Origin of the sequence: Mesorhizobium sp. 2RAF21, from assembly GCF_052115345.1 — a bacterium.
GTDB lineage: Bacteria > Pseudomonadota > Alphaproteobacteria > Rhizobiales > Rhizobiaceae > Mesorhizobium > Mesorhizobium terrae.
This window is the reverse complement of record NZ_JBFRGM010000010.1, coordinates 240,175-252,916: the sequence shown is the minus strand read 5'-3', so window position 1 is coordinate 252,916 and position 12,742 is coordinate 240,175. Positions and strand designations below refer to the sequence as shown.

The window sequence follows — 12,742 nt, the reverse complement described above, 5'->3', positions numbered from 1 at the left end:
CCGGCCGCTTTCGCCTTCAGACCCAATCGAGTGTCGCTTACGCGGCTCTCTTGAATTCGTTCAACCAGGGCTCGAAGCGGCTTCCTTAGAAGCGAACTCCGGGGTCGCCAGCGGCGCACCGCCCTCGTTGTTGAGGCGTATATAGTCGGGGGTGCTTCGAACTGTCAACAGCCGATGTGGATAGTTTTGCCGTCTTTGTGATTTTTTTCCGCGACCCGGTACTGACGGGAGCGCAACACAAGGTCGAAAAGCCCGCAAATCCGCCGGTTTGCGCGGCAAAAAGGCTCGGAAACCGGCTACATCTTTTTCCCCAGGGATGCGCGCCAGCCCCCTCCCCGCGTCAACCGACCGCCGCGGGCTCGCCTTCGGTCGGCTTTTCCACCTGGATGCGGTCGCGGCCGCCGAGCTTGGCGCAATAAAGCGCCTTGTCGGCGCGCTCATAGAGCGTGTCGAGCGTATCGTTGCCGCGGACTTCGGAAATCCCGGCGGAGAATGTGTAGGTGAATTCCGCATTGCCCCTGAGCGGGCGCGATTGCCTGACCTGAAGCAGCATGCGGCCGACAATCAGTTCGGCCTCTTCCAGCCGGGTCGCCGGCAGGACGAGGGCGAACTCCTCGCCGCCGATCCGGCCAAAACTGTCCAGCCGGCGTACCTGTCCGTGGATCTTCCTGGCGAAGTCGCGCAGCACGATGTCGCCCGCTGCATGGCCGAAACGGTCGTTGATGTATTTGAAATTGTCGAGGTCGAGGATCGCCAGGCAGCCGACGCTCTTGGACAAGGCGGCGGCCTTGGCGATGACGTCCTCGGCGCGGGCCAGGACGAAACGGCGGTTGGCGACGCCGGTCAGTTCATCGGTCTGGGCAACTTTCATGGCAAAGTCGCGGTCCTGCCGCACTTTGCGTTCGGCCGCCCGGATCGAGGTGATGTCGGAGGCGATGCACAGCATCCAGCCATTGTCGTCGACGGTTTCGGTCATCCAGAGCCAGCGGCCGTCGGCGAGATCGGTCTCGAACGCCCTGAAGCCGACCTTGCCGCGCCGGGATTGCGTCGAGACCAGCCATTCCTCGAAGGCATGGGTGCGGATCACCGTGCCGCGCGCGGCGGCGAAGTTGCGGCGCATCAGATCCGCCCAGAGCGGCGTTTCGTCCGGTTCGATGAAATAGGCTTCCCGAAAGGCCCGGTTGGCGAAGCGCAAGCAGTCGGAACCGTCGTAAAGCGCAATGAACGCGCCGGAACGCTCCTGAATTTCCGACAGTTTCAGAAACACGTCGTCCATGGCCGCCAATAGCAAGACCGCGCATTTAACAAATCCTTAACAAGGATCGCTTGTGCACGTGTCGTTTTTGCGAAGCGGCTAAAACATCCGGGACTTAGCCCCATTACACCAGACGCCGTCCGGCTTGCGTGTGCAAAAATCGGGCGGCGAAGTGGGTGCGGCGGACCGCCCTACCCTCCGAGATAAAGCCGGTGCAATTCGTCCGGCGCGCGCAGCAGGCTCGGGCAGTCGCCGTCATAGACGACGCGGCCGCGGCGCATGACATAGGCGCGGTCGCCGATCGACAGAGCGAGCGCTGCGAACTGCTCGACCAGAAGGACCGCGAGGCCGGTGTCGGCCAGCCGGCGCACCGCCGCCATCAGCCTGGACACGATCACCGGCGCCAGCCCCGCCGACATCTCGTCGATCATCAAAACCTTCGGCCGGGTCAGCAGCGCACGCGCAATCACCAGCATCTGCTGCTCGCCGCCCGACAACAGGCCGGCCCGCACGGAACGGCGCTGCAGAAGTTCCGGAAACAGCGCATAGGCTTCGGAAAGACCGCTGCCGTCGCGCAGCGCCACGCGCAAATTCTCCTCGGTGGTCAGCTGGCTGAAAATGGTGCGGCCCTGTTCGACATGCGCCAGCCCCTCGCGCGAGCGCTGGCCGGGCCTCGCCTTCTGGATTTCGCGGCCGTCGATCGAAACCACGCCGCCGCTGACCGGGATGACGCCGGACAATCCTTCCAGCAAGGTCGTCTTGCCGGCACCGTTGGCGCCCAAAACGACACTGATCGAGCCGCTTTCGACGCGCGCGTCGAGGCCCGTGACAACCGGCAGTTCGGCCCGGCTGATCGACAGCGAAGAAATGACAAGTTCGCTCATGCCGCGACACTCTCCTCAATGCCGAGATAGGCGCGCTTGACCGCGCTCTGGTCGAGCACAACAGCCGGCGGGCCGGACGCGATGACACGGCCGAAATCGAGCACGGTCACCTGGCTGCAGGCGCTGCGCACCAGATCCATGTCGTGCTCGACGAGCAGCACGGAGGAGCCGAAGCGCGCCGGAATTTCGGCGATGCGCCTGCCAAGCCTCAACGTCTCTTCGTGCGACTGGCCGGCGGCGGGTTCGTCCAGCAGGATGACGGCGGGCCTCGCCGCCACCACGCCGGCGACATCGAGCAGACGGCGCGTGCCGGCATCGACGGCAACGACAGGTGTTTCCGGGTCCGGGCAATCCAGCCAGTCCAGCATCGCGCGCACCTCGGTCTCCGTCAGGTTTCCCGCCGCCAGCCGCAGATAGCCGCCGACGGTCAGTTCCGGCGCGATGCGGTTGGTCTGCCAGGTGCGGCGCACGCCGGCACGGGCGCGCTCATGCGCGGACCGTCCCTCGAGTGCAACGCCGCCCAATCGCACGGATCCTTCATAGGAACGAAGGAACCCCGACACCGCGTCGATGAAAGTCGATTTGCCGGCGCCGTTCGGGCCGATCAGGCCCGCGACGATGCCGGCCGGAACGGTCAGGTCGACACCATCGAGAGCAACCACGCTGCCATAGCGCACGGTCAGCTTGTCCACCTGCAGGGCAGCACCCGCCGGATGCGACACGCGCGCCGGCAGGCCGCCGTCATCGCCCTTCGCGCCGCCGACCCGACCCGGCCGGCGCGCCAGCTTGCGAAACAGGCGGCGGAAGGTCTCGCTCATCGTCTCGCCGGTCGACAGTGCCTGCACCGCGCCGACCGCGAACAGCACGTTGCCGAGATCCTGCGGCAGGTTGAAGCGACGCAGCAGTTCGGGGAACATGACCACCAGAATGCCGCCGATGATGGCGCCTTCGGCAAAATGCGCGCCGGTCATCACCGCCACCGCATAGAGGCTGAGCGACTGCATCATCGAGAAATTCTCGGCGACCAGCGTGCCGAGATAACCGGCCAGCAAGCCGCCGGAGATACCGGCAATGAAGGCGCTGATGGCGAAGGCGGACAATTTAGCCTTGGCGACGCTGACGCCGTGGGCGGCGGCGGCGCGCTCGGAATGGCGCACCGCCAGCCAGGAAGCTCCCAGCCGCGAACGCGCCAGGAATTCCAGCACGACGGCAATCGCGACATAGAAGATCAGCGCGAAGATGAAATAGCCCTCGTCGCTGTCGAACAATGCCGGTCGCGGCACCTGGATGAAGGCGGTCTGGCCGGGAAAGGTCATGGTCGCCAGGATGACGTCGAAGGCGGCGGCGAAGGACAGAGTGACGATGGCAAGGTTGATGCCGCGCAGGCGCAGCGCCGGCAGGCCGATGGCGACGCCCAGCGGCACGGCGGCAAACCCGCCGAGCAGGATCCATGTCGCCAGTCCGCCCGGCGCTTCGGCGAGGTTGAGATAACCCACCGTCCATGCGCCGACACCGGCGAAGGACATCTGGCACAGCGCGATCATGCCGGTGCGACCGGCGACGAGACCGAGGCTCTGCAGCGCGACGCCGGTGATCAGCACCGATGTCGCCAGGAACACCCAATAGGACGGCAAAAGCCCGACGATGACACCGCCCAGCACGATGGCGGCGGCAAGAATGACGAGCGAGGCCCGGATACTAGCGCGCTTCATCCCAGCGGGCCTCCCTCTGCGACCACAGAAGCACGGCCAAGATGACCAGGAACGGAATGGCGCTGCGGTATTGGCTGATCGAATCGACCGAGCTCGCCAGGCCCTCGGCGACGCCGAGCAGAATGCCGCCGGCAAGCGTCAGCCAGAAGCTGCGGAACAGCCCGACAAGGGCAGCCGCCAGCGCCGGAACAACCAGCAGGCTCAGTGTCATGAAGTTCGGCGAGCGCTGCGGCGCGATGATCATCAGCGCGAAGGTGGTGAAGGCGCCGGTCGCACCCCATACCAGGAGAGACAAAAGCCTGACCTTGACGCCCAAGAGTTCGGCGGCAAGCGGCCGCTCCGACAGCGCGCGAAGATGCAGGCCAATGCGGGTGCGGTTAAGGAACAGGTCGGACAGCACGGTGAAAAGCACGGCAAGGCCGATGGTGAGAACGGAGGCGATCGTCACCTCGACGCCAGCCATGCGGAAGGCCGAGCCCGGAAACAGGTCCGGCATGACGCGCGGATGCTGGCCGCCGGTCAGTCGCAACCCGATGGCGATCAGGCCGACCAGCATGGCCGCCGTCACCGCCGCCTTGGTCGACGGGCTCGCTTCCGCGAACCAGCGGGTCATGATGAAACCGATCGCGACACCGACCGCGGCGCCGACCAGGATGCCGGCGATGACCGACGGAAATGTCGGATAACCAGTCTCGGTCAGCGCGATCAGCGCGAAGGTGCCGGCCGAGCCGATCGCGGCACCGGTGAAATTGACCACGGCGACGAGCCGGTAGGTGAAGACGGCGCAGACGCCGAGCAGCGCATAGGTGCCGCCTGCCGCCAGCCCCGCGATTGCGGGTGTGAGAAACGAATTCATTGATGATCCCGAATGAAAAAAGAGGACGGCGGAACCTGTCCGCCGCCCCCCAGCCAGCGGCTACTTTGCGTCAGGAAGCACGACCCATTCCGGTGTCTCCACCTTCCAGGCCCCCATTTCGAGCTTCATGACCTTGGTAGCGCGCATCGGCGAATGGGTCTTTGCTTCACCGAATACGTAGGGCGAGCCGGCGAGCGGATCGGAGATCGGCTTCATTTGCAGAAGCGCCTTGCTCACGCTTTCGCGCGTCACTTCGCCATCGATGCCCTCGATCACCTTGAGGAACATCTTGGCGGCCAGATAGCCACCCTGCGAGAAGGCGGTGAGCGGCCGGCCGGCTTTGTTCATGTCGGCGATCCATTGAGCGTTGGCGGCCGACCCGGTTTCGGTGAAGGGCTCCCATTCGGTGCCGGCATAGATCGGCTGCTTGGTGTCGGCGAGCGCCTTCGCCACCTGCACCGTGTAGCCCGGCGCCAGGAACAGCCAGTTGATGCCGGTGATCTTCTGCGCATCCACCGTCTTGATCAGTTGCACCACCTGCGGCTCGACCTGGTTGGTCAGCACCGTGTCGCAGCCGGCATCGCGCGCCTTGATGACGTAGGGCGTCAGGTCGCCCTGGAACGGCAGCGTCAGATCGAGCAGATGCACCTTCTGGCCGGTGATCTTCTCCCAATCCTCGATACCCTTCTTATAGGCTTCCTGGGTGCCGCCGATGATGATGAAGAAAGCGCAGAACTTCTGGCTCTTCAGCACATTGGTTGCGTAGTAGCCCATGGCGGTCGACAGCGTGAACGGGCCGACATTGACGGGTGCGACGCTGGGCGAGGAGAAACAGGCGGCGTCGACACCCAGCCCCTGCACCGACAGGACCTTCTTGCGGCTGTAGTTGACGGCGTTGACGGCGCAGTCGAGCAGGCTGCCCGAACCGACGAGGGCGACCGCTTCCTTGTTGTCGATCAGGTCGCGCGCGGCCTGGGCGGCAACGGCGGGATCGGCCTTGTCGTCGGCGATCGTGTATTCGATCTTGCAGCCATTGATGCCGCCGGCGGCGTTGACGGCATCGAACGCAGCCTGCGTCGCCTTCGGCACTTCGCTGAAATCGGCGGGGCCGGTGATGGTCGAGACCGCGCCGACCTTGATCGTGCCGTTGGCGCAGGTCGGACCGGCGGCCGCGGCACCTCCCGTCAGGGCGCCGATGCCGATCGCGGCAAAGACGCCAGAAAGCAAAGCTGATTTCCAATGCATGTGTCTCACTCCCCTTGATTGTTGGTTGTCATGCCGCATGTCTTTCGGGCGCCTGCGGTCCCGCCGGGCGAACCCCGGCGAATTTCACGAGCGTCCGTTCGATCACCTCCCGCGCGATATCGCGGACGATAAAGACGAGCCTGGTGCGCCGATCCTCAGACGGCCAAGCGTCGAGCCGGACCGGCGGATGGAACACATGCTGCACGCCGTGCAGCACCAGCGGACGTTCCGGATCGTCGGCGACGCAGACCAGCCCCTTCAGGCGCAGAAGGTCCTCCCCCTTCAACGCCGCGACGTAGTCGAGCCAGGTGGCGAAGGCCGACCACTCGACCGGCTCGTCGATGACGAAGCTGTAGGACTGGATGCCGTGGTGGCGGCCATGATCATGATGGTGGTCATGGTCATGGTGATCGCAACCGGCGCCGCATTCATGCGCGTGGTCGTGAACCGACTGCTCGGCCTTGTCGAACCATGCCGCGATCCTGTCCGCCCGCGCCTCGCCCGCAAGCGTCTCGGCGTCGAGCAGGGTCTCCAGCTCGACATCCGCGACGAGGCTCCGCTCCGCCGCCGGCGCCAGCGCCGCAAGCCGGCGCTCCAGCGCTTCCACCGTCCAGCCGTCGGCAAGATCGGCCTTGGTGATGATCAGGCGGTCGGCCACCGCCACCTGCTTCGCCGCCTCGGCATGGCGCTCCAGCGTCGCCGGACCGTTGACGGCGTCGACCGTGGTGACCACACCGGCGATGCGGTAGCGGCTGGCGAGCTCCGGTTCGGCGATCAGCGTGTGCAGGATCGGCGCGGGATCGGCCAGACCCGTCGTCTCGATGACGACGCGGCTGAGTTGCGGCAGCTCGCCCTCGGCGGTGCGGCGGTGCAGCGCCTTCAGCGTCTCGACCAGATCGCCACGCACCGTGCAGCACACGCAGCCATTGTCGAGCAACTGGAACTGCTCCTCGCTGGCCTCGATCAGCAGATGGTCGAGCCCGACCGCGCCGAACTCGTTGACGATGACGGCCGCACCCGCCAGCGAGGGCTCTTTCAGCAGCCGGTTGAGCAGCGTCGTCTTGCCGGAGCCGAGGAAGCCGGTGAGGATGGTGACCGGGATGAGCCCAGCGTCAGCTTCGTTCATACACCACCCTCCCCTCGAACCAGGTGGTCATCACCTTGATGTCGGCGATCTCGTCGGCCGGAATGTCGAGCACGTTGCGGTCGAGTTCGATGAAGTCGGCCGACTTGCCGACCTCGATCGAGCCGATCGTCTCGCCGAGCCCGATGGCGCGGGCCGAGTTGATGGTGAAGATCTCGAGTGCTGTGGCGACGTCGATCGCCTCTTCCGGCCAGAGCGCTTCGCCGGCGAACTCGCCGCTCGGGTTCTGGCGCGTCACCAGGCCCTCGATGCCGTTCCACGGGTCGGGATTGGGCATCACCGGCCAGTCGGAACCGCCGGCCAGCAGCGCGCCGGCCGCCAACAATTGCTTGTTCGGCCAGAAGCGCAGCGCCCGCTCCACGCCCATCGCCTGCTTGTGACCCTCGAGGAAGCTGGTCGGATACCAGAGGAACGGCGACAAATCGGCGGCGACGCCGAGTTCGGCGAAGCGCGCAATGTCGGCGGGCGCGATATAGCTGGCATGGGCGATGTGGTGGATCAGCCTGGTCGGGCCATTGAAGGAGCGCACGACATCGATGGCGTCGAGTGCCTGGGTCACCGCCGCATCGCCGGCGCAGTGGATCTTCACCGCCAGCCCGAGCTTTTCGCATTTGCCGACCCAGCGGATCAGGTCCGGCACGGTGACGATGGTCGAGCCGCGGAAACAGCAGCCCAGGATCGGGTCGGCGACATAGGGCTCGTGGAAGGCGGCGGTCTTGGCGCCCGGCACGCCGTCGAGGAAGACCTTCACGAAGTCCGGCTTGGCATGGGCGCTGCGATACTGCTCCTTCAGCGCGATCAACTCGTCGCCGGCGATGCCGAACATGAAGGACGGTTCCACCGCCGGCATCGCCGACACCGACCAGGCGGTCAGTTCGCCGCGATCGTCGAGGCCCTTCAACGCGGCCAGGATCGGCTGCATGGCGGCGGCGTCCAGAAAGGCCGTCACGCCGTAGGAATTCAGCGTCGAGATGGATTGCGCCATCGCCGCCCGGTCCATTTCCTGCGTGTAGTAGCCGGAATTGGCGATCACGCTTTCGACCAGGCCCGAGGCGGATTCGATCATCAGGCCGGTCGGCGCGCCGGTTGCCGGGTCGCGGCCGATCGAGCCCTTGTCGGGGTCCGGCGTCTCCCGGGTGATGCCGGCCAGCCGCATCGCTTCGGAATTCACCCAGCGGTTGTGATAGCTGTCGTCGCGCAGCATCACCGGACGGCCTTGCGCGGCATCATCCAGCCTGGCCAGCGCTTCGAGGCTGTTCAGCTTCGCATGCAGGTCGCTGCCCCACTGGCCGCCGATGATCCAGCTGCCGGGCTTGGTCGAGGCCGCCTTCTCGCGCACCTTCTCGACAATGGTCTCGAAGCTGGAGGTCGAGGCATAACGCAGCTCGAACAGTTCCGCCTGGCCGCCCATCATCAAATGGGCGTGCACGTCGACGACGCCCGGCATCAGCATCGTGCCCTTGAGATCGACCGAACGCGTATTCTTGCCGGTAAAAGGCGCGACGCTCGCCGCGTCGCCGACCGCGACGATGCGGCCGCCCTTCACCGCAACATGCGATGCCCAGGGCTGCCTGCGGTTCATCGTGTAGATGCGGCCCTGCCCAAGAACCAGGTCGGCACTTTTGTCAGGCATTCTCAATTTCCTCCACCCAATGCATTCGGCCGTTTGCCGACCGTGTTCTCCTCACACCGCCCTGTTGTGGGTCGGCGCCCGTCCTCCGCCGTCGGCAACCAGCACCGCGCCCGTCACGAACGACGCCTCGTCGGACGCGAGAAAAAGGCAGCAGGACGCGATCTCGGCGGGGTCGGCGATGCGCCTCAGCGCGATGCGTCCGGTCAGCGCCGCGAATTCCTGTTCCGGCGTCGCGCCGCTCAGGGCAGCGGCGGCCTCCATCTCCTCCTCGCTCATCGGCGTGCGCACCCAGCCCGGCGCCAGCGCGTTGGCGCGGATGCCGTCCGGCCCGTGCGCATAGGCGAGCGAGCGTGTGTAGGAGACGAGCGCCGCCTTGCTCGCCGAATATGCGGCGTTCTGGGCGCTGGCGTTGAAGGCGCCGACCGAGGCGATGTTGACGACCGCGCCGCCCTTTTTCTTCAGCAATGGCAGCGCCGCCCGGCACACCATCATCGAACCGGTGACATTGACGGCGAAGCTTTTCTCCCAGGTCTCGTCGGTCAGCGTTTCCGGTTCGTCGAGGATCATCAACCCGGCGGCATTGACGACGATGTCGAGCTGGCCATCGCAGGCATCGATGGCGCGGTTGACGTCGGCTTTCTCGGTGATGTCGCCATGCACGGCCCTGCCGCCGCTTGCCTTCGCCGCATCGTCCAATGCCTCACCACCGAGGCCGAACAGCACGATCTCGGCGCCCTGCCTGCTGAACAATTCGGCGGTCGCCCGCCCCATGCCGGTGGCGGCACCGGTGATCAGCGCCCTGCGCCCCTGCAAACGCCCGCTCACGACAGCCCCCAATGCTTTTCGACCGCGTATCCGGTTTCCGGCAGGGTCGAGCCGCCGTCGACGACGATGGTCTGGCCGGTGGTGTATTTGGCTTGCTCAGACGCCAGATAGAGCATGGCGAAGGCGATATCGTCGGCCTCGCCATAGTGGCCGACCGGGATGAACTGGCCGAGCCTGTCCGCCACCTCAGGCTTGCTCATCGAGCCGCGATCCTTGGCGATGAAGCCCGGCTCGACGCCGTTCACCGTGATGCCGTCGCGGGCATATTCGAAGGCGGCGCCCCGGATAAAGGCGTTCACGCCGGCCTTGGCCGCCGAATAATGCGCGCCGCCGGCCATGGCGACACGCGCCGAGACCGACGACGTCACCAGGATGCGGCCGAAATTCTGCCTGCGCATGATCGGCGCCGCCGCCTGCGCCAGCCAGAAACAGGCCTTGAGGTTCAGCGACAGCGCCTGTTCGAGCTTCTCTTCGTCCAGCTCGTCGATCGACGCCCAGGGACAGCCGCCGGCATTGTGCACGACGATGTCGAGCCGTCCCGCCCCTGCCGCCGCGCTGCCGACGAGATCATGCAACTCCGCCCTTCCGAGACCCGGCAACGGCGCGGTCCGCGCCGAAAGGTTGCGAGCGGTGAGGTCGGCGGCGAGCGCTTCCGCGACATCGAGCGTGCGGTTGGCGATGACGACGGAAGCTCCGGCCTCGGCCAAACGCGTCGCGATCGCGGCGCCGATGCCGCGTCCGCCGCCCGTCACCAGGGCGACCCGTCCGCTCAGATCGAAGGCGGGCGCGCTCATCGGTCAGGACACTCCCGCGTCGGCCAAAAGATCGACGAAGCGTCCGAAAACCTCGGTATGACGGTCGACTTGAGCGGCCGTCGTCGCCGGGCACATCAGGAACATTGTGTGGAACGGCGTCACCAATATGCCTTCGTTCATGTAATAGGCGTGCAGCAGCGTCTCGAGGTCGCCGCGCCGGCCGGCGATCACGTCGGCGCCGTTGCGCGGCGGCTTCGGCATGAACATGATCTCGGCGCGCGCACCGATCTGGGTGACGTGCCAGGGCAATTTGCGCGCCTCGATGATGCCGCGCGCGCCGTCGGCAAGGCGTGTGGCATTGGCGATCATCCGTTCGAAGTTCGCCGGCGTCAGCACCTCTTCCAGCACCGCGCGCATGGTGGCCACCGTCAGCGCATTGCCGGCCAGCGTGCCGCCGATGCCGAGATGGGCTGACTGCCGCACGCGCGGGTTGACCATCGGCACGATCGCCCACAGCCGTTCCGCAATCTCCTGGGAAACGCCGAACACGCCGGCCGGAATGCCACCGGCGATCGCCTTGCCCGCTACGAGAATGTCCGGCTCCAGGCCGTGCTGGCTGGTGTAGCCGCCCGGCCCGCTGGAAATGGTGTGGGTCTCGTCAATGATCAGCACCGTGCCGGTGCGCCGGGTGATTTCGCGCAGCGCTTCGTGGAAACCGTCGGCCACCGGGATCATGCCGAAATTGGTCATCAGCGGCTCGGTCAGCACGCAGGCGACGTCGCCGGCCGACAGCGCCTGCTCAAGGGCCGCGACATCGTTGAACTCGACCACGCGCGAGACGGTGGAATGATCGACGCCGTTCGGATGGATCATGTTGCGCAGGCCGACGCGCCCGTCGCGGATTTCGACATGCGCTTCCTCGACGCCGCCGTGATAGCAGCCGGAGAAGACCAGCACCTTCGGCCGGCCCGTGATCATGCGGGCGATGCGGATGGCGCCGCGATTGGCGTCGGTGGCCGAGGTGGTCAGCGTCCAGTAAGGCATGCCGAAGCGGCGCGTCAGTTCGGCGCCGACCCAGAGGCTGTCCTCGGTCGGCAACATCATGGTGGTGCCGTTCTGCAATTGCCGAACGGCCGCGCGCGTTACCGCCTCCGGGGCATGGCCGCACATGCCGCCGGTGTCGCCAAGCGCGAAGTCGACATAGTCGTTGCCGTCGACATCGCGGATATGGGCACCCTTGGCTTCGGCGGCATAGACGGGAAAGCCGCCGGCCCAGCGGCGCATCCAGTGCGACGGTCCGCCATAGAGGAAATGTTGCTTGCCAGCTTCCCAGTCCTGGGCGGAGCGAGGATGAAGACGCAGGAAGCGTTCCTGCTCGCGGTCCAGCAGCGTGTCGATCGTCGCGGCATGTGAATCGGTTCGGGCGGCTGCCGTCACAATCATCGTCTCCCTTGGCGTTGCCCGGACCTGCGTCGCCGCAACACGTTCCAACTCGCTTCGGTTCATTATTTGAACCGACGTTTTATATGTTGTAGACAGACTGTCGGTTGAATCGCGTGCTGTCAAGTTAATTCACACGCTAATTATCTCGGAGAGACCTGCTCGATGAGCACCGTTCACAAAGCCATCTCACTGCTGGAACTGTTCACCCTGGCCGAGCCCGAAATCGGCCTGTCGGACATTGCCCGCAAGGCGGGGCTCGACAAGGCGACGGCGCGGCGACTGCTCGTCGCGCTCGCCGGCCATCGCCTGATCGAACAAGAGCCGCATAGCCGGCGCTATCGGCTCGGCGCCGGCCTGTCTCGGCTCGGCCGCATCCGCGACGCGCATTTTCCCTATGTGCGGGTCGCCGCCCCCATCGTACGCGATCTGTCTGTCGAGACGGGCGAGACCGTCCACCTTTCGGAATTCAGCGCCGGCGCGCTGCTGACCGTGCATGTGGAACTGTCGACCAAGGCCAATCGCGTCAATGTCGATGTCGGCCAGGTGCTGCCGCTCCATGGCACCGCGTCGGGCATCGCCTTCCTGTCCGCCTCGCGAGCCGACATCTTGCAAACCCATGTCGACAGGCCGCTCGATCGCTTTACCCCGCACACCGTCACCGACCGCGACCAATTGATCGAGGCCATACGCCTCGCCGCCAGGCACGGCTATTCGCGCAGCGCCCAGGGTTACGAGGAAGGCGTGCACAGCGTTGCTGTGGCGATACTGGGTTCGGACAACGCGCCGATCGGCACGATGGCCGTCGCCTGCCCCATGTCGCGGGCCAGCGACGCGGTTGCGGCCAGCCAGGGCGAAGCGGCGATGCGGGCGGCGCGCCAGATCTCGGCAAGGCTGGCCGGCGACCCCGTCTGACATGGACATCGGCCGCGTCTTCGCCCCGTTGCCCCGAAGATGATTAGCGTGTTAAGTTCCTTGATGGCTGCGCCGCGC

The 12,742-nt window shown here is 66.0% G+C and carries 11 protein-coding genes; 1 reads left to right on the top strand and 10 read right to left on the bottom strand.

Translation table 11 applies throughout. The features are described 5' to 3' along the window. Nucleotides 1-340 precede the first annotated feature (340 nt). The 10 genes from AB4136_RS18425 to AB4136_RS18380 form a co-directional block, all read right to left on the bottom strand. Nucleotides 341-1,276, bottom strand: coding sequence for a sensor domain-containing diguanylate cyclase (locus AB4136_RS18425; RefSeq protein WP_024926216.1), 936 nt, complete (start codon nucleotides 1,274-1,276; stop codon nucleotides 341-343). A 170-nt stretch (nucleotides 1,277-1,446) separates the two neighbouring features. Further along, the gene (locus tag AB4136_RS18420; RefSeq protein ID WP_024926215.1) at nucleotides 1,447-2,139 is read right to left on the bottom strand and encodes an ABC transporter ATP-binding protein; all 693 of its coding nucleotides are present in this window, start codon (nucleotides 2,137-2,139) and stop codon (nucleotides 1,447-1,449) included. Next, entirely contained in the window at nucleotides 2,136-3,851 is a 1,716-nt protein-coding gene (locus AB4136_RS18415) for a branched-chain amino acid ABC transporter ATP-binding protein/permease (RefSeq protein ID WP_024926214.1), read from the bottom strand. Before AB4136_RS18415 ends, AB4136_RS18420 begins: the two co-directional genes overlap by 4 nt. Next, complete coding sequence (locus AB4136_RS18410) at nucleotides 3,838-4,707, bottom strand: branched-chain amino acid ABC transporter permease (protein ID WP_024926213.1); 870 nt, start codon at nucleotides 4,705-4,707, stop codon at nucleotides 3,838-3,840. Before AB4136_RS18410 ends, AB4136_RS18415 begins: the two co-directional genes overlap by 14 nt. Nucleotides 4,708-4,767: 60 nt before the next feature. Further along, nucleotides 4,768-5,952: an ABC transporter substrate-binding protein gene (locus AB4136_RS18405; RefSeq protein WP_036254024.1), complete on the bottom strand. Its 1,185-nt coding sequence runs from the start codon at nucleotides 5,950-5,952 to the stop codon at nucleotides 4,768-4,770. A gap of 28 nt (nucleotides 5,953-5,980) precedes the next feature. Further along, entirely contained in the window at nucleotides 5,981-7,078 is a 1,098-nt protein-coding gene (locus AB4136_RS18400) for a CobW family GTP-binding protein (protein WP_024926211.1), read from the bottom strand. Then, the gene (locus tag AB4136_RS18395) at nucleotides 7,065-8,729 is read right to left on the bottom strand and encodes an amidohydrolase (protein WP_024926210.1); all 1,665 of its coding nucleotides are present in this window, start codon (nucleotides 8,727-8,729) and stop codon (nucleotides 7,065-7,067) included. The genes AB4136_RS18400 and AB4136_RS18395 overlap by 14 nt, the downstream gene beginning before the upstream one ends. A 51-nt stretch (nucleotides 8,730-8,780) precedes the next feature. After that, nucleotides 8,781-9,554 (bottom strand): SDR family NAD(P)-dependent oxidoreductase, encoded by a 774-nt coding sequence (locus tag AB4136_RS18390; protein ID WP_024926209.1) that lies wholly within the window; start codon nucleotides 9,552-9,554, stop codon nucleotides 8,781-8,783. Further along, nucleotides 9,551-10,348, bottom strand: coding sequence for an SDR family oxidoreductase (locus tag AB4136_RS18385; RefSeq protein ID WP_024926208.1), 798 nt, complete (start codon nucleotides 10,346-10,348; stop codon nucleotides 9,551-9,553). The genes AB4136_RS18390 and AB4136_RS18385 overlap by 4 nt, the downstream gene beginning before the upstream one ends. Nucleotides 10,349-10,351: 3 nt before the next feature. Next, complete coding sequence (locus tag AB4136_RS18380; protein ID WP_024926207.1) at nucleotides 10,352-11,752, bottom strand: transaminase; 1,401 nt, start codon at nucleotides 11,750-11,752, stop codon at nucleotides 10,352-10,354. 162 nt (nucleotides 11,753-11,914) lie between these two features. Here AB4136_RS18380 and AB4136_RS18375 point away from each other — a divergent pair, with 162 nt between their 5' ends. Next, the gene (locus AB4136_RS18375; protein ID WP_024926206.1) at nucleotides 11,915-12,664 is read left to right on the top strand and encodes an IclR family transcriptional regulator; all 750 of its coding nucleotides are present in this window, start codon (nucleotides 11,915-11,917) and stop codon (nucleotides 12,662-12,664) included. Nucleotides 12,665-12,742 lie beyond the last annotated feature (78 nt).